We start from the raw sequence: 22,982 nt of genomic DNA, 5'->3' as shown, positions 1-22,982 counted from the left end.
GGTTTCCCCGGCTGCGGATTGCGACCTCCCTCCACCCTGACAAGCCGAACCAGGAAATGAGAGACAGTGGCGAACCAGCCCCGCCCCAAGGTCAAGAAGTCGCGTGCCCTCGGCATCGCGCTCACCCCGAAGGCCGTCAAGTACTTCGAGGCCCGCCCCTACCCGCCGGGCGAGCACGGCCGTGGCCGCAAGCAGAACTCGGACTACAAGGTCCGTCTGCTCGAGAAGCAGCGTCTGCGCGCGCAGTACGACGTGTCCGAGCGCCAGCTCGTCCGCGCCTACGAGCGTGCCTCCAAGGTCCAGGGCAAGACCGGTGAGGCCCTGATCATCGAGCTCGAGCGCCGTCTCGACGCGCTGGTCCTGCGGTCGGGCATCGCCCGCACGATCTACCAGGCCCGCCAGATGGTCGTCCACGGCCACATCGAGGTCAACGGCCAGAAGGTCGACAAGCCCTCCTTCCGCGTCCGTCCCGACGACGTCGTGATGGTCCGCGAGCGCAGCCGCGGCAAGACGCTCTTCGAGGTCGCCCGCGCCGGTGGCTTCGCCCCCGACGGCGAGACCCCGCGCTACCTCCAGGTGAACCTCGGCGCCCTGGCCTTCCGCCTGGACCGCGAGCCGAACCGCAAGGAGATCCCGGTGATCTGCGACGAGCAGCTCGTCGTCGAGTACTACGCCCGCTGATCCCCTCCCGGATCGGCCCGCGGCCGTCGTAGGACTTCCGCGCCCCGGCCCGTCGTCCCCCCGCCCTTCGGAGCGGGCGGGGCGGCGGGTCTTCGCGCACCCCTAATCCGGTACGGAACGGCCGCGTCGGCGCGATAGGCTCGCCTCCAGAGGAGCTGCAGAGACAGCTGTCCGTCAGCACAGGGAGCGGGTGCGCAGTGTCCGGTGGAGAGGTGGCCGGCATCCTGGTGGCCGTGTTCTGGGCGATCCTGGTGTCCTTCCTCGCCGTCGCGCTGGCGAGGCTGGCCCAGACGCTCAGAGCGACGACCAGGCTCGTCGCGGACGTGACCGAACAGGCCGTCCCGCTGCTCGCCGACGCCTCCGCGGCGGTGCGCTCCGCGCAGACCCAGATCGACCGGGTCGACGCGATCGCCACCGACGTCCAGGAAGTCACGTCGAACGCCTCGGCGCTCTCCACCACCGTCGCCTCCACCTTCGGCGGCCCCCTGGTGAAGGTCGCCGCCTTCGGCTACGGCGTGCGGCGGGCCCTCGGCGGCCGCAAGGACGGCATGCCCGCCGGGGACCCCCGGCGTACCGTGATCGTGGGCCGCACGGTCTCCCGGCGGGAGAAGCGCAAGCCCCGTGGAAAGAGGGACTGAGAGCCAGCGATGTTCCGCCGCACCTTCTGGTTCAGCACGGGCGTCGCCGCCGGTGTCTGGGCCACCACCAAGGTCAACCGCAAGCTGAGGCAGCTGACCCCCGAGAGCCTCGCCGCCACCGCGGCGAACAAGGCGCTCGAGACGGGAGCCCGCCTCAAGGACCGGGCGGTCGGCTTCGCGCTCGACGTCCGCGACAACATGGCCCAGCGCGAGGCCGAACTGGGGGAGGCGCTCGGGATCCACGAGGACCCCGCGCTCCCCGCACCCAGGCGACACCCCGCCATCGAGAACGGCCGCGGCCCGTCCGGGCGCTCCGGCCGCCTCGACGACACGACGTACTCGCAGCAGAAGAACCCGTACAACCGGAATGAGGACCACTGATGGAGTCGGCCGAGATTCGCCGCCGCTGGCTGAGCTTCTACGAGGAGCGCGGGCACACCGTCGTCCCTTCGGCGTCGCTCATCGCGGACGACCCGACTCTGCTCCTCGTCCCCGCCGGCATGGTCCCCTTCAAGCCGTACTTCCTCGGCGAGGTCAAGCCGCCGTGGGCGCGCGCCACCAGCGTGCAGAAGTGCGTGCGCACGCCGGACATCGAAGAGGTCGGCAAGACCACCCGCCACGGCACGTTCTTCCAGATGTGCGGCAACTTCTCCTTCGGCGACTACTTCAAGCAAGGCGCCATCGAGTACGCCTGGGAGCTGCTCACCAGCGCCCAGGACAAGGGCGGTTACGGCCTGGACCCGGAGCGGCTCTGGATCACCGTCTACAAGGACGACGACGAGGCCGAGCGCATCTGGCACGAGGTCGTCGGCGTGCCCAGGGAGCGCATCCAGCGCCTCGGCATGAAGGACAACTACTGGTCCATGGGCGTCCCCGGACCCTGCGGCCCCTGTTCCGAGATCAACTACGACCGCGGCCCCGAGTTCGGCGTCGAGGGCGGCCCCGCCGTCAACGACGAGCGGTACGTGGAGATCTGGAACCTCGTCTTCATGCAGTACGAGCGCGGCGAGGGCATCGGCAAGGACAACTTCGAGATCCTCGGCGAGCTGCCGAGCAAGAACATCGACACGGGCCTCGGCCTGGAGCGCCTCGCCATGATTCTGCAGGGCGTGCAGAACATGTACGAGATCGACACCTCCATGGCCGTCATCAGGAAGGCCACCGAGCTGACCGGCGTCGCCTACGGCGAGGCCCACGACTCGGACGTCTCGCTGCGCGTGGTCACCGACCACATGCGCACGTCCGTGATGCTCATCGGCGACGGCGTCACCCCCGGCAACGAGGGCCGCGGTTACGTGCTGCGCCGCATCATGCGCCGCGCCATCCGCAACATGCGCCTCCTGGGCGCCACCGGCCCGGTCGTCAAGGACCTCATCGACACCGTCATCGAGATGATGGGGCAGCAGTACCCGGAGCTGGTCACCGACCGGCAGCGCATCGAGACCGTGGCCCTCGCCGAGGAGGCCGCCTTCCTCAAGACGCTGAAGGCCGGCACGAACATCCTCGACACGGCCATCAGCGAGACGAAGCAGTCCGGCGGCGCGGTCCTCGCCGGCGACAAGGCCTTCCTGCTGCACGACACCTGGGGCTTCCCGATCGACCTCACCCTGGAGATGGCCGCCGAACAGGGCCTCTCCGTGGACGAGGACGGCTTCCGCCGCCTGATGAAGGAGCAGCGGGACAAGGCCAAGGCCGACGCCCAGGCCAAGAAGACCGGCCACGCCGGCGTGGGCGCCTACCGCGAGATCGCCGACCAGGCCGGGGCCACCGAGTTCATCGGCTACTCCGACACCGAGGGCGAGTCCACGATCGTCGGCATCCTCGTCGACGGCGCCTCCTCGCCCGCCGCCTCCGAGGGCGACGAGATCGAGATCGTCCTCGACCGCACCCCGTTCTACGCCGAGGGCGGCGGCCAGATCGGCGACACCGGCCGGATCCGGGTGGACACCGGCGCGATCGTCGAGATCCGCGACACCCAGAAGCCGGTGCCCGGCGTGTACGTCCACAAGGGCGTCGTCCAGGTCGGCGAGGTCACGGTCGGTTCCAAGGCCCACGCCTCGATCGACCGGCGCCGGCGCACGGCCATCGCCCGCGCCCACTCCGCCACCCACCTCACCCACCAGGCGCTGCGCGACGCCCTCGGCCCCTCGGCCGCCCAGGCCGGTTCCGAGAACCAGCCCGGCCGCTTCCGCTTCGACTTCGGCTCCCCGGCCGCCGTGCCGACGGCCGTGATGACCGACGTCGAGCAGAAGATCAACGAGGTGCTCGCCCGCGAACTCGACGTCCAGGCCGAGGTCATGGGCATCGACGAGGCCAAGAAGCAGGGCGCCATCGCCGAGTTCGGCGAGAAGTACGGCGAGCGCGTCCGCGTCGTCACCATCGGCGACTTCTCCAAGGAGCTGTGCGGCGGCACGCATGTGCACAACACCGCCCAGCTGGGCCTGGTGAAGCTGCTGGGCGAGTCGTCCATCGGTTCCGGCGTGCGCCGGATCGAGGCCCTCGTCGGCGTCGACGCCTACCACTTCCTCGCCCGCGAGCACACGGTCGTCGCCCAGCTCCAGGAGCTGGTCAAGGGCCGCCCCGAGGAGCTTCCGGAGAAGGTCTCCGCCATGCTCGGCAAGCTCAAGGACGCCGAGAAGGAGATCGAGAAGTTCCGCGCGGAGAAGGTGCTTCAGGCCGCCGCGGGTCTCGTGGACTCCGCCAAGGACGTCCACGGCGTCGCCGTCGTCACCGGGCAGGTCCCGGACGGCACCACGCCGGACGACCTGCGCAGGCTGGTCCTCGACGTACGCGGCCGCATCCAGGGCGGCCGGGCAGCCGTGGTGGCCCTCTTCACGGTCAACAACGGCAAGCCGCTGACGGTCATCGCCACCAACGAGGCCGCCCGCGAGCGTGGTCTGAAGGCCGGCGAGCTGGTCCGCACGGCCGCCAAGACGCTCGGCGGGGGCGGTGGCGGCAAGCCGGACGTCGCCCAGGGCGGCGGCCAGAACGCGGCCGCCGTCGGCGACGCCGTGGACGCGGTCGAGCGGCTCGTGGCGGAATCGGCCAAGTGAGCCGTCCGATGCGCAGGGGCCGGCGGCTCGCGATCGACGTCGGGGACGCCCGGATCGGGGTCGCCTCGTGCGACCCCGACGGGATCCTCGCCACTCCGGTGGAGACGGTCCCCGGCCGGGACGTTCCGGCCGCCCACCGCCGGCTGAAGCAGCTGGTCGAGGAGTACGAGCCGATCGAGGTCGTCGTCGGCCTCCCTCGCTCCCTCAAGGGGGGCGAGGGGCCCGCCGCGGTGAAGGTGCGCGGATTCGCACAGGAACTGGCGAACGGGATCGCTCCCGTATCCGTACGTCTGGTCGACGAGAGGATGACGACCGTGACGGCCGCTCAGGGACTGCGCGCCTCGGGCGTGAAGGCCAAGAAGGGCCGTTCGGTGATCGACCAGGCAGCGGCTGTGATCATCCTGCAGCAGGCGCTGGAATCCGAACGAGTGTCAGGCGAGGCGCCCGGCGAGGGCGTCGAAGTGGTCGTCTGATCGCGATACGGTAACGTTCCGCGCGATGTGGTGGTGTTCGAACAGCCGCCGCACAGAGAGAGGCGGCACGGTGACGGGCCCGCGACAGCCGAGTGATCGCCGCCTCGCGGCTCTAGGGGATCGATGACTGAGTATGGCCGGGGCCCAGGCTCCGAACCGTGGCATCCGGAGGACCCGTTGTACGGGGACGGCGGATGGGAGGGGCAGCAGGCCCCCACGGGTCATCAGCCTGCCTACGGCGGCCAGCAGCAGCACCACTACCCGCAGCAGCAGCACCCGCAGCAGCAGCATCCCCAGCAGGGCGAGTACGGAGACTGGAGCCAGGGTCAGGGGCAGCAGTACGACGGGCAACAGGCCCCGTACGACCCGCAGTACCAGGGCTACGGCCAGCAGCAGTACCCCGGCCAGGGACAGCAGCAGTACGCCCAGCAGAACCAGCAGCACGGTTACCACGAGGGATACCAGGAGGGCGGCTGGGACGGGACGGGCACGCACGCCCACGTCCCCTACGCGGCCGACCCCGGCGACCCCTACGGCCAGCAGGCCGCCGCCTACGGCGCGCAGCAGCCGGACTTCTACGGCACCCAGGACGCGTATCCGCCGCCGGAGCCGCCCGCCCGCCGGCGTCCCGAACCCGAGCGCGAACCGGAGCCCGAGGCGGCCCCGGAGGCCGGAGCGGGGCAGAACACCGACTGGGACCCGGGACCCGACCAGGGTGAGCACGCGTTCTTCGCGGGCGACGACGACGAGGCCGACGAGGACGAGGAACCGGACCGCGGGAAGCGCCGCGGCCGGGGCGGCAAGGGCGCCGGCGGCGCGAAGAGCGCCAAGGGCAAGAAGAAGAGCCGCAACGGCTGCGCCTGTCTGGTCGTCGTCCTGGTGTTCGCCGGCGGCCTCGGCGGCGTCGGCTATGTCGGGTACCACTACTACAAGAATCGTTACAGCGCGGCTCCCGACTTCGCGGGCGCGGGCACCGCCCAGACGGTGAGCGTGCAGGTGCCCAAGGGATCGGGCGGCGCGGACATCGGCCGTCTGCTGAAGGAGGCCGGCGTCGTCAAGAGCGTCGACGCCTTCGTGTCCGCGTGCACGAGCAACCCCGACGGGGGGAAGATCCAGGCGGGCGCCTACATCCTGAAGAAGCAGATGTCGGCGAAGAGCGCCGTCGCGATGATGCTCGACCCCAAGAGCCAGGCCAACGTGCTGGTGACGCCGGGGCAGCGCAACGTAGCGGTCTACCGCGGCATCGACGCGAAACTCGGCCTCGCCCCCGGCACGACCCGGAAGGTCGCGGAGAGCAAGCACGCGTCGCTCGGGCTGCCCGAGTGGGCCGGTGACAACGAGGACATCAAGGACCCGCTGGAGGGCTTCCTCTTCCCGGGCACCTACGACGCGGCCAAGGGCATGAAGCCGGAGACCGTCCTCAAGGCCATGGTCGACCACGCCAACGACGTCTACGGCGCGTACGACTTCGCGGCCAAGGCCAAGGCACTCAAGCTGGACAGCCCGCTCCAGGTCGTCACGGTCGCCAGCCTGGTCCAGGCCGAGGGCAAGACGCACGACGACTACCGCAAGATGGCGGAGGTCGTCTACAACCGGCTCAAGCCCACCAACGACCAGACCAACCAGCTGCTCCAGTTCGACTCGACCTTCAACTACCTGAAGGGCGAGAGCAAGATCCACATCAGCGAGTCCGAGATCAACAAGAACAAGGACCCGTACAACACCTACACCAACAAGGGCCTGCCGCCCGGCCCGATCGGCAACCCCGGTGAGGACGCGCTGAAGGCCACGCTCAACCCGACCTCGGCCGGCTGGATCTACTTCGTCGCCACCGACGGCAAGAGCAACACCGAATTCGCCAAGACCTACGCCGAGTTCAAGCGACTCAAGGAAAAGTTCGATGCCAGCTCGGGCAACTGACGCCCGCCGGGCCGCCGTGCTCGGCAGCCCCATCGCCCACTCCCTCTCCCCGGTGCTGCACCGCGCCGCGTACGAGGCGCTGGACCTCACGGAGTGGACGTACGACCGCTTCGACGTCGACGAGGAGGCCCTGCCCGCCTTCCTCGACGGGCTGGGCGCCGAATGGGCCGGTCTGTCGCTGACCATGCCGCTCAAGCGCGCGGTCATCCCGCTGCTCGACGAGATCAGCGAGACCGCCGCCTCCGTCGAGGCCGTCAACACCCTCGTGTTCGCCGGGGACGGCCGCCGCCTCGGCGACAACACCGACATCCCCGGCATGGTCGCCGCCCTGCGCGAACGCGGCATCGAACAGGTCGAGTCGGCCGCGATCCTCGGCGCCGGCGCCACCGCGTCCTCCGCGCTGGCCGCCCTCACCCGGGTCTGCGCCGGCCGGATCGTCGCCTACGTCCGCAGCGAGGCCCGCGCCGCCGAGATGCGGCAGTGGGGCGAGCGGCTCGACGCCGAGGTCGTGATCGCCGACTGGGCGGACGCCACCGACGCGCTGCGCTTCCCGCTGGTCGTCGCCACCACCCCGGCGGGCGCCACGGACGCCCTCGCCGCCTCGGTGCCGGAGCGCCCCGCCGCCCTCTTCGACGTGCTCTACGACCCCTGGCCGACCGAGCTGGCCGCACGCTGGTCCATGGCCGGCGGCGCCGTGGTCAGCGGCCTCGACCTGCTGGTGCACCAGGCGGTGCTCCAGGTGGAGCGGATGACCGGCCGGACCCCGGCCCCGGTGGAGGCCATGCGCAGGGCGGGCGAGCGGGCCCTGGCCGCCCGCGGCGCGCCGCACCGCCCGTAGCCGTCCCGCGCGCCCCCGCGTCCGCTTGCTGGACCGGCGACCGGCGTCGCGGCCCGGACGTGGGAGGATCGGGGGTGGCGGGCCAGGGCCGCGCACCCGGTCACGCCGACGACGTACGCGAAGGACACGCGTGCGCAGAGCAGTACCAGGGCGCGAGCACTGAGGAGCATCGTTGAGCAGGCTGCGTTGGCTGACCGCGGGGGAATCCCACGGTCCCGCACTTGTCGCGACGCTGGAGGGCCTTCCCGCCGGCGTGCCGATCACCACCGAGATGGTCGCCGACCACCTCGCGCGGCGGCGGCTCGGCTATGGACGCGGTGCGCGGATGAAGTTCGAGCGCGACGAGATCACCTTCCTCGGCGGTGTCCGCCACGGTCTGACCATGGGCTCTCCCGTCGCCGTCATGGTGGGCAACACCGAGTGGCCCAAGTGGGAACAGGTCATGGCGGCCGACCCGGTCGACCCGGAGATCCTCGCCGGCCTCGCCCGCAACGCCCCGCTCACCCGCCCGCGCCCCGGCCACGCCGACCTCGCCGGCATGCAGAAGTACGGCTTCGACGAGGCCCGGCCGATCCTGGAGCGCGCCTCCGCGCGGGAGACGGCAGCCCGGGTCGCACTGGGCGCGGTCGCCCGGTCGTACCTGAAGGAGACGGCCGGCGTCGAGATCGTCTCCCACGTCGTGGAGCTGGCCGGGGCCAAGGCGCCCTACGGCGTCGTGCCGACCCCGGCCGACGTCGAGAAGCTGGACGCCGACCCGGTCCGCTGCCTGGACGCCGACGCGTCGAAGGCGATGGTCGCGGAGATCGACCAGGCCCACAAGGACGGCGACACCCTCGGCGGCGTCGTCGAGGTGCTGGCCTACGGCGTCCCCGTCGGGCTCGGCTCGCACGTGCACTGGGACCGCCGGCTGGACGCCCGGCTGGCCGCCGCGCTGATGGGCATCCAGGCGATCAAGGGCGTCGAGGTCGGCGACGGCTTCGACCTCGCGCGCGTGCCCGGCTCCAAGGCGCACGACGAGATCCTCGCCACGGGCGACGGGATCAGGCGCGCCTCCGGCCGCTCCGGCGGCACCGAGGGCGGGCTGACCACCGGCGAGCTGCTGCGCGTGCGCGCCGCGATGAAGCCGATCGCGACCGTGCCGCGGGCCCTGCAGACCGTCGACGTCGCCACCGGCGAGGCGACCCAGGCCCACCACCAGCGCTCCGACGTGTGCGCGGTCCCGGCCGCCGGGATCGTCGCCGAGGCGATGGTGGCACTGGTGCTGGCGGACGCGGTGGCGGAGAAGTTCGGCGGCGACAGCGTCGCCGAGACCCGCCGCAACGTGCGCTCGTACCTCGACAACCTGCACATCCGATGAGCGGGCCCCGGGTCGTCCTGGTCGGCCCCATGGGCGTCGGCAAGTCGACCGTCGGCCAACTGCTCGCCGAGCGGCTCGGCGTCGCCTACCGCGACACCGACGACGACATCGTCGCCGACGCGGGCCGCGCCATCGCGGAGATCTTCGTCGACGAGGGCGAGGACGCCTTCCGCGCGATGGAGAAGCGGGCCGTGCGGCGTGCCCTCACCGAGCACGACGGCGTCCTGGCGCTGGGCGGCGGCGCGATCCTGGACCCGGACACGCGCGGCCTGCTGGCCGGGCAGTGCGTGCTCTACCTGGCCATGGACGTGGAGGAGGCCGTCAAGCGGACCGGCCTGAACGCGGCCCGCCCGCTGCTCGCCGTCAATCCGCGCAAGCAGTGGCGCGAGTTGATGGAGGCCCGCCGCCATCTGTACGAGGGCGTCGCCACCGCGGTCGTCGCCACGGACGGCCGCACCCCCGAAGAGGTCACCCGAGCAGCCCTGGACGCACTGGAGTTGAAGGAAGCATGAGCAGCGAATCCGTGACGCGGATCCGGATCGGCGGCAGCGCGGGGACGGAGCCCTACGAGGTGCTGGTCGGCCGCCGGCTGCTGGGCGAGCTCGGCGCGCTGATCGGCGACCGCGTCAAGCGGGTCGCCGTGATCCACCCCGAGGCGCTCGCCGAGACCGGGGACGCGCTCCGCGCCGACCTGGCCGAGCAGGGCTTCGAGGCCGTGGCCATCCAGGTGCCCAACGCGGAGGAGGCCAAGACCGCCGAGGTCGCCGCGTACTGCTGGAAGGCGCTCGGCCAGTCCGGCTTCACCCGCACGGACGTCGTCGTGGGCGTCGGCGGCGGCGCGACCACCGACCTGGCCGGATTCGTCGCCGCGACCTGGCTGCGCGGGGTGCGCTGGATCGCCGTCCCGACGACCGTGCTCGCCATGGTCGACGCGGCCGTCGGCGGCAAGACCGGCATCAACACCGCCGAGGGCAAGAACCTCGTCGGCTCCTTCCACCCGCCGGCCGGGGTCCTCTGCGACCTCGCCGCGCTGGACTCGCTCCCGGTCAACGACTACGTCTCGGGGCTCGCCGAGATCATCAAGGCCGGCTTCATCGCCGACCCGGTGATCCTCGACCTCATCGAGTCCGACCCGGAGGCGGCCCGCACCCCGCAGGGCCCGCACACCTCCGAGCTGATCGAGCGGTCCATCAGGGTCAAGGCGGACGTCGTGTCGTCCGACCTCAAGGAGTCCGGGCGGCGGGAGATCCTCAACTACGGCCACACCCTGGCGCACGCCATCGAGAAGAACGAGCGCTACAAGTGGCGGCACGGCGCGGCCGTCTCCGTCGGCATGCACTTCGCCGCCGAACTGGGCCGCCTCGCGGGCCGGCTGGACGACGCGACGGCGGACCGGCACCGCACGGTCCTGGAGTCGGTGGGCCTCCCGCTGCACTACCGCCACGACCAGTGGCCCAAGCTGCTGGAGAACATGAAGGTCGACAAGAAGTCCCGCGGCGACCTGCTGCGCTTCATCGTCCTGGACGGCCTGGCCAAGCCGACCGTCCTCGAGGGCCCCGACCCGGCCGTCCTGCTCGCCGCCTACGGCGAGGTGGGCGAGTAGGACCCGCCGGACGCCCGCGCGGGACCGCCCGGGCGGCCTTGCGGCCCTTCCGCCCGATTCGCCGTCCGCACCGGGCACTTCGGACCGCCCCCGGCCGTTCACGAAACGACAGCCGAGGGCGACACCGTTCGGACGGGTCCACCTCCCACGCCCTTTAGGCTGTGGTCCGAACGGGGGTCCGCCCCCACAGCCAGCGCCCATTGCCTGTACGAGACGGAGTGGCACCGGATGCAGCACGCAGTGGGTTCTCCGCTGCCGCCGCCCCACCAGCCGGGGCACGGTCCGGCCGCCGGCTGGTCGCCGGCCGCGCACCACCCGGGCCCGCACCAGCCGGGCGGCGCCCCGCACCAGCCGGGTCACCTCGGCGCCCCCGCGGGCCCCGTCCCGCCCGCGCCCCAGCCGCCGGTCCCGTCGGCGCCGCCGCCCGCGCCCCAGCACGCCCCGGCCCCCCAGCACGCCCCGGCCCCGCAGGGCCCGGACGCCACCGGGCACGTCCCGCTGCCGCCCGGCGCGCCCGTCCCCATGCCCAGCGCGCCGCCCGCCGCCACGGTCCCCGACCCGGCGGGCACCACGCTCGCGGTGCTGCTGATCGGCCCCGCGGGCGCGGGGAAGACCAGCGTCGCCAAGTTCTGGGCCGAGCACCGCCGGGTGCCCACCGCCCACGTCAGCCTCGACGACGTGCGCGAATGGGTCCGCTCGGGCTTCGCCGACCCGCAGTCGGGATGGAACGAGCACTCCGAGGCCCAGTACCGGCTGGCCCGCCGCACCTGCGGCTTCGCCGCCCGCAACTTCCTGGCCAACGGCATCTCGTGCATCCTGGACGACGCGATCTTCCCCGACCGCCCGGCCGTGGGCCTCGGCGGCTGGAAACGCCATGTGGGGCCGGGCCTGCTGCCCGTCGTCCTGCTGCCCGGTCTGGAGGTCGTCCTGGAGCGCAACGCCGAGCGCGCCGGCAACCGCCGCCTCACCGACGAGGAGGTCGCCCGCATCCACGGCCGCATGGCCGGCTGGTACGGCTCCGGCCTGCCCATCATCGACAACTCCCAGCTCGACGTCCCCACCACGGCCAGGGTGCTGGACGACGTGCTGGCGCGGGCGATCGCCAGCCCGCCCAAGTGGTGACCGGCGCGGCGGGGCAGCGGCGCGGCCGCTGACGACGGCCCGGAGGTCCGGCGCCGGACGGGAGCGGTGCGCGCGCCCGGGGCGTCGCGTCCCCCGAACGCCTTCCCAACCGGCGCGATCCGGTCGGCGCTCCTACGCTCGTGTCATGTCAGAGGTGCACGAGTCCCGCCGAAACCGCCTGAGGGAACGTTGCCACGCGGCCGGCACCGCGGCGGCGCTGATCTCCCGTCCCGCCAACGTGAGGTATCTCGCGGGCGCCGCCCCGAACGGCTCCGTCCTGCTGCTGGGCGGACGCGAGGATCTCCTGGTCTGCTCCGGACCGCTCGACGAACGTCCCGGCGACGCCCGGCCGGACGACGCCCTGCGCGTCCACTGCCTGCCGCACGCCGACGGCGATCCCGCGGTCGCCGCCGCCGGTCTCCTGGCGGCCGGGGGCGACGACTCCCTCGCCATCGAGGAGCACCACCTCACGGTGTCCCGGCACCGCGAGATCCGCTCCGTCGCGCCCGGGCTGCGCCTGGCCGACCTCGGCGGCGCGGTGGAGCAGGCGAGGGTGGTCAAGGACGAGGAGGAGATCTCCTGCCTGCGGATCGGCGCGGAGATCGCCGACCAGGCCCTGGGAGAGCTGCTGGAGTCCATCCTGGTCGGACGGACCGAACGCCATCTCGCCCTCGAACTGGAGCGGCGTCTCGTCGACCACGGCGCGGACGGCCCGGCCTTCCCCACGTCCGTGGGCACCGGCCCGAACTCCGGCCGCCGCGGGCACCGGCCGACGGACCGGCGGGTCGAGGAGGGCGACTTCCTGTCCGTCTGCCTGGGGGCGGCCTACCGCGGCTACCGCTGCGAGATCGGCCGCACGTTCGTGATCGGCACGTCTCCGGCCGACTGGCAGATCGAGCTGTACGACCTGGTCTTCGCCGCCCAGCGTGCCGGACGGGAGGCCCTGGCACCCGGTGTGGCCTGCCGTGACGTGGACCGTGCGGCACGCCAGGTGCTGGCGTCGGCGGGGCACTGCGAGGGTCTCCCGGCGTTCGTCGGGCACGGTGTCGGACTGGAAATCGAGGAGGACCCGCAGTTGACTCCCGCGGCCATGGGTAAACTGGACGCTTGCGTGCCGGTCACCGTCGAACCCGGGGTCCACCTACCGGGTCGGGGCGGCGTCCGGATCGATGACACGCTCGTCGTGCGCCCCGAGGCGGACGGCGGACCCGAGCTACTCACCATCACGACCAAGGAGCTGCTCGCCCTCTAGGCAGGTGCGTGCCCCGGGGTCGTCCACGTCAGTCCAGGAGATTCCGCAACCGTGGCTTCCACGAACGACCTCAAGAACGGCCTGGTGCTCAAGCTCGAAGGCGGCCAGCTCTGGTCCGTCGTCGAGTTCCAGCACGTCAAGCCCGGCAAGGGCCCGGCCTTCGTGCGCACCAAGCTCAAGAACGTGCTGTCCGGCAAGGTGGTCGACAAGACCTTCAACGCCGGCGTCAAGGTCGAGACGGCCACTGTCGACAAGCGCGACATGCAGTTCTCCTACATGGACGGCGAGTACTTCGTCTTCATGGACATGGAGACCTACGACCAGCTCATGGTCGACCGCAAGGCCGTCGGCGACGCCGCCAACTTCCTGATCGAGGGCTTCACGGCCACCGTCGCGCAGCACGAGGGCGAGGTGCTCTTCGTCGAGCTGCCGGCCGCCGTCGAGCTCGTGGTGCAGGAGACCGAGCCGGGCCTGCAGGGCGACCGCTCCACCGGCGGCACCAAGCCCGCCACCCTGGAGACCGGTCACCAGATCCAGGTCCCGCTCTTCATCACCACCGGTGAGAAGATCAAGGTCGACACCCGCACCAGCGACTACCTCGGCCGGGTGAACAGCTAACCGTGGCTGCCCGCAACACGGCCCGCAAGCGCGCCTTCCAGATCCTCTTCGAGGGCGACCAGCGCGGAGCCGACGTCCTGACGGTCCTCGCGGACTGGGTCCGGCTCTCCCGGGCCGACACCCGGCAGCCGCCGGTGAGCGAGTTCACGATGCAGCTGGTCGAGGGCTACGCGCAGCACGCGCGGCGCATCGACGACCTGATCTCGCAGTACTCGGTCGGCTGGACGCTGGACCGGATGCCGGTCGTCGACCGCAACATCCTGCGACTCGGCGCCTACGAGCTGATCTGGGCCGACGAGACCCCGGACGCCGTCGTCCTCGACGAGATGGTGCAGCTGGCGAAGGAGTTCTCGACGGACGAGTCGCCCTCGTTCGTCAACGGCCTGCTCGGCCGCCTCAAGGAGCTCAAGCCGTCCCTGCGGCGCGAATAGCCCGCCGGGCGGGCCGGGACGCCGCGGGCCGTCACAGGCGGTCTGCGGGCCGTCAGCGGCTCGTGGCGGCGCCCCGCGTCCCTCGGGGGCGTGAACATGCCGGAGGGCCCACAGCGCACGCTGTGGGCCCTCCGGCATGTTCACGCCTTGCGCGGACGTGGCCGGAACCGTCGGGTTCCGGCCACGGCGAGGGTACGTTTCTGCTCAGCCGCGAGGCGGCTAGTTCTCCTCGTGGGAGACGGCGCGGCGCGCGTCCGCGTCCAGGACGCCCCAGCTGATCAGCTGCTCGGTCAGGACCGAGGGCGACTGGTCGTAGATGACGGCGAGGGTGCGCAGGTCGTCCTGGCGGATCGACAGCACCTTGCCGTTGTAGTCGCCGCGCTGCGACTGGATGGTGGCCGCGTAGCGCTGGAGCGGGCCCGCCTTCTCGACCGGCACATGGGCCAGTCGCTCCAGGTCGAGGACCAGCTTCGGCGGGGGCTCGGCCGCCCCGCCCGGGGTGGTGCCCGGCAGCAGTTCCTGCACGGGAACGCCGTAGAAGTCCGCCAGCTCGGCAAGGCGCTGCACGGTCACGGCGCGGTCGCCGCGCTCGTACGAACCGACCACGACCGCCTTCCAGCGTCCCTGGGACTTCTCCTCGACACCGTGGAGGGAAAGGCCCTGCTGGGTGCGGATCGCACGGAGCTTGGCCCCGAGCTGCTTGGCGTATTCGCTGGACATATAGCTCCCCGGCACTGGGTCGACGCGGCACGAGCCGCGTGCTGGTAACTCACTGTGAGGTTACGCAGCGTGATTCTCCCGCGTCAAGCCGAATGGTCCACACCGACTCTTCCGTGGTAGTGCCGACCGATTAGGCCAAGGGGGTGACGGCGCCGCCCTCCCGGCCTGCTACCGTGGATGGCGCAAATCCGACGTCCTTTAAGGTCCGTCCCGTGAGGCGGAGAAGGAGGTCCGTTTCGTATGGACAAGCGTGCCATCGAGCAGGACATCGAGCACGACCCCCGGCAGGCCGACGCGCGGCCCGTCCTCGAGGGCCCCGACATCGTGCGCGTGCTGACCCGCATCGCCCACGAGATCGTCGAACGCGCCAAGGGCGCCGACGACGTGGTGCTCCTCGGCATCCCGACCCGCGGCGTGTTTCTCGCCCGGCGGCTCGGCGCCAAGCTGGAGCAGATCACCGACCGCAAGGTCCCCGTCGGCTCCCTCGACATCACCATGTACCGCGACGACCTGCGCATGCACCCCCCGCGCGCGCTGGCCCGCACCGAGATCCCCGGCGACGGCCTCGACGGCAGACTGGTCGTCCTCGTCGACGACGTGCTCTTCTCCGGCCGCACCATCCGCGCCGCCCTCGACGCCCTGAACGACCTCGGGCGCCCGCGCGCGGTGCAGCTCGCGGTCCTGGTCGACCGCGGCCACCGCGAACTGCCCATCCGCGCCGACTACGTCGGCAAGAACCTCCCCACGTCGCTGCGGGAGACGGTCAAGGTCCAGCTCGCCGAGGAGGACGGACGCGACACCGTCCTGCTCGGCTTCCAGCAGACCCAGTAGCAGACGGATCGCGTACGCCGCCGCCGTGCTCACGTACGCCCCTTCGGCGCGCCTCCGCCTGCCCGGAACCTCCCGAATCCTGAACTGCCTTACGGAGCCTGACAGATGCAGCGTCATCTCATCTCGGCCGCCGACCTCACCCGCGACGACGCCGTCCTGATCCTCGACACCGCCGAGGAGATGGCCCGGGTGGCCGACCGGCCCATCAAGAAACTGCCGACCCTGCGCGGCCGCACGATCGTCAACCTCTTCTTCGAGGACTCCACGCGCACGCGCATCTCCTTCGAGGCCGCCGAGAAGCGGCTGTCCGCGGACGTGATCAACTTCTCCGCCAAGGGGTCGAGCGTGTCCAAGGGCGAGTCCCTGAAGGACACCGCCCAGACGCTGGAGGCCATGGGCGTCGACGCCGTCGTCATCCGGCACGGCGCCTCCGGGGCGCCCTACCGGCTGGCCACCTCGGGCTGGATCGACGCCGTCGTCGTCAACGCCGGCGACGGCACCCACCAGCACCCCACCCAGGCCCTCCTGGACGCCTTCACCATGCGCCGCAGGCTGGTCGGCCGGGACGCCGGGATCGGCCAGGACCTCTCCGGCAGGCGCATCACGATCGTCGGCGACGTCCTGCACAGCCGGGTCGCCCGCTCCAACGTCGACCTGCTGCACACCCTCGGCGCCGAGGTCACCCTCGTCGCCCCGCCCACCCTGGTCCCGGTCGGCATCGAGAGCTGGCCCTGCGCGGTCTCCTACGACCTCGACAGCACGCTGCCCAAGTCCGACGCCGTGATGATGCTGCGCGTGCAGCGCGAGCGGATGAACGCCGCGTTCTTCCCGACCGAGCGCGAGTACTCGCGCCGCTACGGCCTCGACGGCGAGCGGATGGCGCGGATGCCCGAGCACGCGATCGTGATGCACCCCGGCCCGATGGTGCGCGGCATGGAGATCACCGCCGAGGTCGCCGACTCCGACCGCTGCACCGTCGTCGAACAGGTCGCCAACGGCGTGTCCATCCGGATGGCCGTCCTCTACCTGCTTCTGGGCGGCAACGAACCCGCCGTCAGCCACGCCCGCTCCACCGAGGAGAAGTAAGAACATGAGCAAGATCCTGATCCGTGGTGCGAAGGTGCTCGGCGGCGAGCCGCAGGACGTCCTCATCGACGGGGACACGATCGCCGAGGTGGGCGCCGGCCTGAGCGCCGACGGCGCCGAGGTCGTCGAGGCCGCGGGCAAGGTGCTGCTGCCGGGTCTGGTCGACCTGCACACCCATCTGCGCGAGCCGGGCCGCGAGGACTCCGAGACCGTGCTGACCGGCACCCGCGCCGCCGCCTCCGGCGGCTACACGGCCGTCTTCGCCATGGCCAACACCTTCCCCGTCGCCGACACCGCCGGCGTGGTCGAGCAGGTCTACCGCCTCGGGCAGGAGCACGGCTACTGCGACGTACAGCCCATCGGCGCGGTCACCGTCGGCCTGGAGGGCCGCAAGCTCGCCGAGCTGGGCGCCATGCACGAGTCGGCCGCCGGGGTCACCGTCTTCTCCGACGACGGCAAGTGCGTCGACGACGCCGTGATCATGCGCCGGGCCCTGGAGTACGTGAAGGCCTTCGGCGGGGTCGTCGCCCAGCACGCGCAGGAGCCGCGGCTGACCGAGGGCGCCCAGATGAACGAGGGCGTCGTCTCCGCCGAGCTGGGGCTGGGCGGCTGGCCCGCGGTCGCCGAGGAGTCGATCATCGCCCGCGACGTCCTGCTCGCCGAGCACGTCGGCTCCCGCGTCCACATCTGCCACCTCTCCACCGCGGGATCCGTCGAGATCGTCCGCTGGGCCAAGTCCCGCGGCATCGACGTCACCGCCGAGGTCACCCCGCACCACCTCCTGCTCACCGACGAACTGGTCCGCTCCTACGACCCCGTCTACAAGGTGAACCCGCCGCTGCGCACCGAGCGGGACGTCCTCGCCCTGCGCGAGGCGCTCGCCGACGGCACGATCGACATCGTGGCCACCGACCACGCCCCGCACCCGCACGAGGACAAGGACTGCGAGTGGGCCGCGGCCGCCATGGGCATGGTCGGCCTGGAGACCGCGCTGTCGGTGGTGCAGGAGACCATGGTGCGGACGGGCCTGCTGGACTGGGCCGGGGTCGCCGACCGCATGTCCACCACGCCCGCCCGGATCGGACGGGCCGCCGGCCACGGTCGTCCCGTCTCGGCTGGTGAGCCCGCCAACCTCACGCTCGTCGACACGGAATACCGTGGGTCCGTGGACCCCGCGGGCTTCGCCTCGCGCAGCCGGAACACCCCGTACGAGGGGCGTGAGCTGCCGGGCCGGGTCACGCACACCTGGCTGCGGGGCAAGGCCACGCTCGTCGACGGGAAGCTCACGTGACATCTGCTGCACTACTGCTCGCGGCCGAGAAGGAATCGGCCCAAGTGACCGACTGGGCCGCACGGGTCGGCTGGGTGGTCGGCCTCGGCCTCTTCGTCGCGCTCGTCTACTGGCTGATGCGCGAGGGCTGGAAGTGGCGCGGCACCCTCCAGGGCGACCTGCCCGAGCTGCCCACCGTGCCGGACGAGCCGGGCCCGGTGAGACTGGGCATGAGCGGCCGTTACCACGGCTCCACCACCGCCGGGCAGTGGCTCGACCGCATCGTGGCGCACGGCCTGGGCACCCGCAGCCGGACCGAGCTCACCCTGACGGACGCGGGACTGGACGTCGTGCGCCCCGGCGCGAGCGACTTCTTCATCCCGGCCGCCGCCCTGCGTGAGGCCAGGCTCGACAAAGGCATCGCCGGCAAGGTCCTCACCGAGGGCGGACTGCTGGTGGTGACCTGGGCGCACGGCGACCGGCTGCTCGACTCCGGGTTCCGCTCGGACCACGCGGCCGAGCACGCCGCCTGGGTCGACGCCATCAACTCCATGATCAAGAACGACACGACGGAAGGCGCACGATGACGACCTCCACCAGGGGAGCCGCCAGGACTCCCGCCGTACTCGTCCTGGAGGACGGCCGCATCTTCCGCGGCCGCGCCTACGGGGCCGTGGGGGAGACCTTCGGCGAAGCGGTGTTCTCCACCGGGATGACCGGCTACCAGGAGACCCTGACCGACCCGTCGTACGACCGCCAGATCGTCGTCGCGACCGCCCCGCAGATCGGCAACACCGGCTGGAACGACGAGGACGACGAGTCGGGCCGCATCTGGGTCGCCGGCTACGTCGTGCGCGACCCCGCGCGCGTGCCGTCCAACTGGCGCGCCAAGCGCTCCCTGGACGACGAGCTCTGCGCCCAGGGCGTCGTCGGGATCTCCGGCGTCGACACCCGCGCCCTCACCCGCCACCTGCGCGAGCGCGGCTCCATGCGCGCCGGCGTCTTCTCCGGCGAGGCGATCGCCCCCGACGGCGAGCTCTTCGCGCGCGTGCAGGCCCAGCCCCACATGAAGGGCGCGAGCCTGTACGAGGAGGTCGCCACCAAGGAGGCCTACGTCGTGCCCGCGGTCGGCGAGAAGCGGTTCACCGTCGCCGCCATCGACCTCGGCATCAAGGGCATGACCCCGCACCGCATGGCCGAGCGCGGCATCGAGGTGCACGTGCTCCCGGCCACGGCGACCGTCGACGACGTCTACGCCGTCGCCCCGGACGGCGTCTTCTTCTCCAACGGTCCGGGCGACCCGGCCACCGCCGACGGACCCGTCGCGCTCATGACCGCCGTGCTGGAGCGCAGGACGCCCGTGTTCGGCATCTGCTTCGGCAACCAGATCCTCGGCCGCGCCCTCGGCTTCGGCACCTACAAGCTGAAGTACGGCCACCGGGGCATCAACCAGCCCGTGCAGGACCGCACGACCGGCAAGGTCGAGGTCACCGCGCACAACCACGGCTTCGCCGTGGACGCGCCGCTCGACAAGGTCAGCGAGACGACGTTCGGCCGCGTCGAGGTCTCGCACGTGTGCCTGAACGACGACGTCGTGGAGGGGCTGCAACTGCTCGACCAGCCGGCCTTCTCCGTCCAGTACCACCCGGAAGCGGCAGCGGGCCCGCACGACGCCGCCTACCTGTTCGACCGCTTCACGACCTTGATGAGCACCGTCCCGATGGAGGGCCAGCGTGCCTAAGCGCACCGATATCCAGTCCGTCCTGGTCATCGGCTCCGGCCCGATCGTCATCGGCCAGGCCGCCGAGTTCGACTACTCCGGCACCCAGGCGTGCCGCATCCTGCGCGCCGAGGGCCTGCGGGTGATCCTGGTCAATTCCAACCCGGCGACGATCATGACCGACCCGGAGATCGCCGACGCCACCTACGTCGAGCCGATCACCCCCGAGTTCGTCGAGAAGATCATCGCCAAGGAGCGGCCCGACGCCCTGCTGCCCACCCTGGGCGGCCAGACGGCCCTCAACACGGCGATCTCGCTCGCCCAGAACGGCGTCCTCGACAAGTACGGCGTCGAACTGATCGGCGCCAACGTCGAGGCCATCAACAAGGGCGAGGACCGCGACCTGTTCAAGGGCGTCGTGGAAGCCGTCCGCGCCAGGACCGGCCACGGCGAGTCCGCCCGCTCGGTCATCTGCCACACCATGGACGAGGTGATCGCCGGGGTCGACGAGCTGGGCGGCTACCCGGTCGTCGTGCGCCCCTCCTTCACCATGGGCGGCGCCGGCTCCGGCTTCGCCCACGACGAGGAGGAGCTGCGCCGCATCGCCGGCCAGGGCCTCACCCTCTCGCCGACCACCGAGGTGCTCCTGGAGGAGTCCATCCTCGGCTGGAAGGAGTACGAGCTGGAGCTGATGCGCGACAAGCACGACAACGTCGTGGTCGTCTGCTCCATCGAGAACTTCGACCCCATGGGCGTGCACACCGGCGACTCGATCACCGTCGCCCCCGCGATGACGCTGACCGACCGCGAGTACCAGGTGCTGCGCGACGTCGGCATCGCGATCATCCGCGAGGTCGGCGTCGACACCGGCGGCTGCAACATCCAGTTCGCGGTGAACCCCGAGGACGGCCGCGTCATCGTCATCGAGATGAACCCGCGCGTGTCGCGGTCCTCGGCGCTCGCCTCCAAGGCGACCGGATTCCCGATCGCGAAGATCGCGGCCAAGCTCGCCGTCGGCTACACCCTCGACGAGATCCCCAACGACATCACGCGGGAGACCCCGGCCTCCTTCGAGCCCACGCTCGACTACGTGGTCGTCAAGGCCCCGCGATTCGCCTTCGAGAAGTTCCCGAGCGCCGACTCCACGCTGACCACGACCATGAAGTCGGTCGGCGAGGCCATGGCCATCGGCCGCAACTTCACCGAGGCCTTCCAGAAGGCGCTGCGCTCCCTGGAGAAGAAGGGCAGCCAGTTCACCTTCGTCGGCGACCCCGGCGACAAGGACGAGCTGCTGCGCGAGGCCGCGCGCCCCACCGACGGCCGCATCAACACCGTCATGCAGGCCATCCGCGCCGGCGCCACGCCCGAGGACGTCTTCGAGTCCACGAAGATCGACCCCTGGTTCGTCGACCAGCTCTTCCTGATCAAGGAGACCGCCGACGACCTGGCCGCCGCCGACCGCCTCGACGGCGTACTGCTCGCCGAGGCCAAGCGGCACGGCTTCTCCGACCTCCAGATCGCCGAGATCCGCGGGCTGCGCGAGGACGTCGTGCGCGAGGTCCGCCATGCGCTGGGCGTGCGCCCGGTCTACAAGACGGTCGACACCTGCGCCGCCGAGTTCGCCGCGAAGACGCCGTACTTCTACTCCTCCTACGACGAGGAGAGCGAGGTCGCGCCGCGCGAGAAGCCCGCGGTGATCATCCTGGGCTCCGGCCCCAACCGCATCGGCCAGGGCATCGAGTTCGACTACTCCTGCGTCCACGCCTCCTTCGCGCTGAGCGACGCGGGCTACGAGACCGTGATGGTCAACTGCAACCCCGAGACCGTCTCCACCGACTACGACACCTCCGACCGCCTGTACTTCGAGCCGCTGACGCTCGAGGACGTGCTGGAGATCGTCCACGCGGAGGCGCAGGCCGGCCCGATCGCCGGCGTCATCGTCCAGCTCGGCGGACAGACCCCGCTCGGCCTGGCGCAGGCCCTGAAGGACAACGGCGTGCCGATCGTCGGCACCCCGCCCGAGGCCATCCACGCGGCCGAGGACCGGGGCGCCTTCGGACGCGTCCTCGCCGAGGCGGGCCTGCCGGCCCCCAAGCACGGCACCGCCACCACCTTCACCGAGGCCAAGGCCATCGCGGACGAGATCGGCTACCCGGTCCTCGTCCGGCCGTCCTACGTGCTCGGCGGCCGCGGCATGGAGATCGTCTACGACGAGACCCGGCTGTCGTCCTACATCGCCGAGTCCACCGAGATCAGCCCCACCCGGCCGGTCCTGGTCGACCGCTTCCTCGACGACGCCATCGAGATCGACGTCGACGCCCTGTACGACGGCGAGGAGCTGTACCTCGGCGGCGTCATGGAGCACATCGAGGAGGCCGGCATCCACTCCGGCGACTCGGCGTGCGCCCTGCCCCCGATCACCCTGGGCGGCTTCGACATCAAGCGCCTGCGGGCCTCCACCGAGGCGATCGCCAAGGGCGTCGGCGTACGCGGCCTGATCAACATCCAGTTCGCGATGGCCGGCGACATCCTCTACGTGCTGGAGGCCAACCCGCGCGCGTCGCGCACCGTGCCCTTCACCTCGAAGGCCACCGCGGTGCCGCTGGCCAAGGCCGCCGCCCGGATCTCGCTGGGCGCGACCGTCGCCGAACTGCGCGCGGAGGGCATCCTCCCGGCGACCGGCGACGGCGGCGAGCTGCCGCTCGACGCGCCGATCTCCGTCAAGGAGGCCGTGATGCCGTGGACCCGCTTCCGGGACACCTCCGGCCGCGGCGTCGACACCGTCCTCGGCCCCGAGATGCGCTCCACCGGCGAGGTCATGGGCATCGACTCCGTCTTCGGCACTTCGTACGCCAAGTCGCAGGCGGGCGCCTACGGCCCGCTGCCCACCAAGGGCCGTGCGTTCATCTCGGTCGCCAACCGCGACAAGCGCTCGATGATCTTCCCCGCGCGCGAGCTGGTCGCCCACGGCTTCGAACTCCTCGCCACCTCCGGCACCGCCGAGGTCCTGCGGCGCAACGGCATCAACGCCACGGTGGTGCGCAAGCAGTCCGAGGGCACCGGCCCCAACGGCGAGAAGACCATCGTCCAGTGCATCCACGACGGGGAGGTCGACCTCATCGTCAACACCCCGTACGGCACCGGCGGCCGTCTCGACGGCTACGAGATCCGCACGGCGGCCGTGGCCCGGTCCGTGCCGTGTCTGACGACGGTCCAGGCGCTCGCCGCCGCCGTCCAGGGCATCGACGCCCTCAACCACGGCGACGTGGGCGTCCGCTCGCTCCAGGAACACGCCGAACGACTGACCGCGGCCCGCGACTAGCAGCCCTGAGGGGGACACCGGAAACGGTGTCCCCCTCTTCATGAGGG

The 22,982-nt window shown here is 71.5% G+C and carries 21 protein-coding genes; 20 read left to right on the top strand and 1 reads right to left on the bottom strand.

Going from position 1 to position 22,982, the window contains the following annotated elements; all coding sequences use genetic code 11:
• The first annotated feature begins 66 nt into the window (after nt 1-66).
• The 14 genes from rpsD (at nt 67) to nusB (ending at nt 13,986) form a co-directional block, all read left to right on the top strand.
• Nucleotides 67-681, top strand: coding sequence for a 30S ribosomal protein S4 (gene rpsD / locus OG802_RS06100; protein ID WP_329407917.1), 615 nt, complete (start codon nt 67-69; stop codon nt 679-681).
• Nucleotides 682-878: 197 nt separating this feature from the next.
• Entirely contained in the window at nt 879-1,319 is a 441-nt protein-coding gene (locus OG802_RS06095; protein ID WP_329407914.1) for a DUF948 domain-containing protein, read from the top strand.
• Between the two features lie 9 nt (nt 1,320-1,328).
• Complete coding sequence (locus tag OG802_RS06090; RefSeq protein ID WP_329407912.1) at nt 1,329-1,700, top strand: hypothetical protein; 372 nt, start codon at nt 1,329-1,331, stop codon at nt 1,698-1,700.
• Nucleotides 1,700-4,372 carry an alanine--tRNA ligase gene (gene alaS / locus OG802_RS06085; RefSeq protein WP_329407911.1) on the top strand — a complete coding sequence of 891 codons (2,673 nt, stop codon included), beginning with the start codon at nt 1,700-1,702 and terminating at the stop codon, nt 4,370-4,372. The genes OG802_RS06090 and alaS overlap by 1 nt, the downstream gene beginning before the upstream one ends.
• 8 nt (nt 4,373-4,380) lie before the next feature.
• Nucleotides 4,381-4,845 carry a Holliday junction resolvase RuvX gene (gene ruvX / locus OG802_RS06080; RefSeq protein WP_329416960.1) on the top strand — a complete coding sequence of 155 codons (465 nt, stop codon included), beginning with the start codon at nt 4,381-4,383 and terminating at the stop codon, nt 4,843-4,845.
• Between the two features lie 123 nt (nt 4,846-4,968).
• Nucleotides 4,969-6,765, top strand: a complete 1,797-nt coding sequence (gene mltG / locus OG802_RS06075; protein WP_329407909.1) for an endolytic transglycosylase MltG — start codon at nt 4,969-4,971, stop codon at nt 6,763-6,765.
• Nucleotides 6,746-7,603: a shikimate dehydrogenase gene (locus OG802_RS06070; RefSeq protein ID WP_329407907.1), complete on the top strand. Its 858-nt coding sequence runs from the start codon at nt 6,746-6,748 to the stop codon at nt 7,601-7,603. The genes mltG and OG802_RS06070 overlap by 20 nt, the downstream gene beginning before the upstream one ends.
• Nucleotides 7,604-7,775: 172 nt before the next feature.
• Nucleotides 7,776-8,960 (top strand): chorismate synthase, encoded by a 1,185-nt coding sequence (aroC, locus tag OG802_RS06065; RefSeq protein ID WP_329407905.1) that lies wholly within the window; start codon nt 7,776-7,778, stop codon nt 8,958-8,960.
• Nucleotides 8,957-9,472, top strand: coding sequence for a shikimate kinase (locus OG802_RS06060; protein WP_329407903.1), 516 nt, complete (start codon nt 8,957-8,959; stop codon nt 9,470-9,472). The genes aroC and OG802_RS06060 overlap by 4 nt, the downstream gene beginning before the upstream one ends.
• Nucleotides 9,469-10,563 carry a 3-dehydroquinate synthase gene (aroB, locus tag OG802_RS06055; protein WP_329407901.1) on the top strand — a complete coding sequence of 365 codons (1,095 nt, stop codon included), beginning with the start codon at nt 9,469-9,471 and terminating at the stop codon, nt 10,561-10,563. The genes OG802_RS06060 and aroB overlap by 4 nt, the downstream gene beginning before the upstream one ends.
• Nucleotides 10,564-10,791: 228 nt before the next feature.
• On the top strand, nt 10,792-11,685 hold the full coding sequence (locus tag OG802_RS06050) for a Pro-rich N-terminal domain-containing protein (protein ID WP_329407900.1): 894 nt from the start codon (nt 10,792-10,794) through the stop codon (nt 11,683-11,685).
• Nucleotides 11,686-11,830: 145 nt separating this feature from the next.
• Entirely contained in the window at nt 11,831-12,937 is a 1,107-nt protein-coding gene (locus OG802_RS06045; RefSeq protein ID WP_329407898.1) for an aminopeptidase P family protein, read from the top strand.
• A 51-nt stretch (nt 12,938-12,988) separates the two neighbouring features.
• On the top strand, nt 12,989-13,555 hold the full coding sequence (efp, locus tag OG802_RS06040) for an elongation factor P (protein ID WP_020117452.1): 567 nt from the start codon (nt 12,989-12,991) through the stop codon (nt 13,553-13,555).
• Between the two features lie 2 nt (nt 13,556-13,557).
• Nucleotides 13,558-13,986: a transcription antitermination factor NusB gene (nusB, locus tag OG802_RS06035; RefSeq protein WP_329407896.1), complete on the top strand. Its 429-nt coding sequence runs from the start codon at nt 13,558-13,560 to the stop codon at nt 13,984-13,986.
• 219 nt (nt 13,987-14,205) lie between these two features.
• Here nusB and bldD read toward each other — a convergent pair whose 3' ends face one another.
• Nucleotides 14,206-14,706 carry a transcriptional regulator BldD gene (bldD, locus tag OG802_RS06030; RefSeq protein WP_030785871.1) on the bottom strand — a complete coding sequence of 167 codons (501 nt, stop codon included), beginning with the start codon at nt 14,704-14,706 and terminating at the stop codon, nt 14,206-14,208.
• A gap of 240 nt (nt 14,707-14,946) precedes the next feature.
• On the opposite strand from bldD, the gene pyrR reads away from it, so the two are divergent.
• The 6 genes from pyrR (at nt 14,947) to carB (ending at nt 22,935) form a co-directional block, all read left to right on the top strand.
• The gene (gene pyrR / locus OG802_RS06025; protein WP_329407895.1) at nt 14,947-15,537 is read left to right on the top strand and encodes a bifunctional pyr operon transcriptional regulator/uracil phosphoribosyltransferase PyrR; all 591 of its coding nucleotides are present in this window, start codon (nt 14,947-14,949) and stop codon (nt 15,535-15,537) included.
• 105 nt (nt 15,538-15,642) lie between these two features.
• The gene (locus OG802_RS06020; protein WP_329407894.1) at nt 15,643-16,623 is read left to right on the top strand and encodes an aspartate carbamoyltransferase catalytic subunit; all 981 of its coding nucleotides are present in this window, start codon (nt 15,643-15,645) and stop codon (nt 16,621-16,623) included.
• Nucleotides 16,624-16,627: 4 nt separating this feature from the next.
• Complete coding sequence (locus OG802_RS06015) at nt 16,628-17,914, top strand: dihydroorotase (RefSeq protein WP_329407892.1); 1,287 nt, start codon at nt 16,628-16,630, stop codon at nt 17,912-17,914.
• The gene (locus tag OG802_RS06010) at nt 17,911-18,480 is read left to right on the top strand and encodes a PH-like domain-containing protein (RefSeq protein ID WP_329407890.1); all 570 of its coding nucleotides are present in this window, start codon (nt 17,911-17,913) and stop codon (nt 18,478-18,480) included. The genes OG802_RS06015 and OG802_RS06010 overlap by 4 nt, the downstream gene beginning before the upstream one ends.
• Entirely contained in the window at nt 18,477-19,634 is a 1,158-nt protein-coding gene (carA, locus tag OG802_RS06005; protein ID WP_329407888.1) for a glutamine-hydrolyzing carbamoyl-phosphate synthase small subunit, read from the top strand. The genes OG802_RS06010 and carA overlap by 4 nt, the downstream gene beginning before the upstream one ends.
• Nucleotides 19,627-22,935, top strand: a complete 3,309-nt coding sequence (gene carB / locus OG802_RS06000) for a carbamoyl-phosphate synthase large subunit (RefSeq protein WP_329407886.1) — start codon at nt 19,627-19,629, stop codon at nt 22,933-22,935. The genes carA and carB overlap by 8 nt, the downstream gene beginning before the upstream one ends.
• Nucleotides 22,936-22,982 lie beyond the last annotated feature (47 nt).

This window comes from Streptomyces sp. NBC_00704 (assembly GCF_036226605.1).
Taxonomy (GTDB): domain Bacteria; phylum Actinomycetota; class Actinomycetes; order Streptomycetales; family Streptomycetaceae; genus Streptomyces.
This window is presented reverse-complemented; position numbering and strand designations above follow the sequence as displayed.

Coding starts and splice junctions, on each gene's coding strand:
- carA (WP_329407888.1), top strand. CDS start 18,477: ATGACGACCTCCACCAGGGGAGCCGCCAGGACTCCCGCCGTACTCGTC.
- pyrR (WP_329407895.1), top strand. CDS start 14,947: ATGGACAAGCGTGCCATCGAGCAGGACATCGAGCACGACCCCCGGCAG.
- OG802_RS06070 (WP_329407907.1), top strand. CDS start 6,746: ATGCCAGCTCGGGCAACTGACGCCCGCCGGGCCGCCGTGCTCGGCAGC.
- ruvX (WP_329416960.1), top strand. CDS start 4,381: ATGCGCAGGGGCCGGCGGCTCGCGATCGACGTCGGGGACGCCCGGATC.
- mltG (WP_329407909.1), top strand. CDS start 4,969: ATGACTGAGTATGGCCGGGGCCCAGGCTCCGAACCGTGGCATCCGGAG.
- OG802_RS06050 (WP_329407900.1), top strand. CDS start 10,792: ATGCAGCACGCAGTGGGTTCTCCGCTGCCGCCGCCCCACCAGCCGGGG.
- OG802_RS06020 (WP_329407894.1), top strand. CDS start 15,643: ATGCAGCGTCATCTCATCTCGGCCGCCGACCTCACCCGCGACGACGCC.
- OG802_RS06090 (WP_329407912.1), top strand. CDS start 1,329: ATGTTCCGCCGCACCTTCTGGTTCAGCACGGGCGTCGCCGCCGGTGTC.
- OG802_RS06060 (WP_329407903.1), top strand. CDS start 8,957: ATGAGCGGGCCCCGGGTCGTCCTGGTCGGCCCCATGGGCGTCGGCAAG.
- aroB (WP_329407901.1), top strand. CDS start 9,469: ATGAGCAGCGAATCCGTGACGCGGATCCGGATCGGCGGCAGCGCGGGG.
- alaS (WP_329407911.1), top strand. CDS start 1,700: ATGGAGTCGGCCGAGATTCGCCGCCGCTGGCTGAGCTTCTACGAGGAG.
- bldD (WP_030785871.1), bottom strand. CDS start 14,706: ATGTCCAGCGAATACGCCAAGCAGCTCGGGGCCAAGCTCCGTGCGATC.
- OG802_RS06015 (WP_329407892.1), top strand. CDS start 16,628: ATGAGCAAGATCCTGATCCGTGGTGCGAAGGTGCTCGGCGGCGAGCCG.
- OG802_RS06045 (WP_329407898.1), top strand. CDS start 11,831: ATGTCAGAGGTGCACGAGTCCCGCCGAAACCGCCTGAGGGAACGTTGC.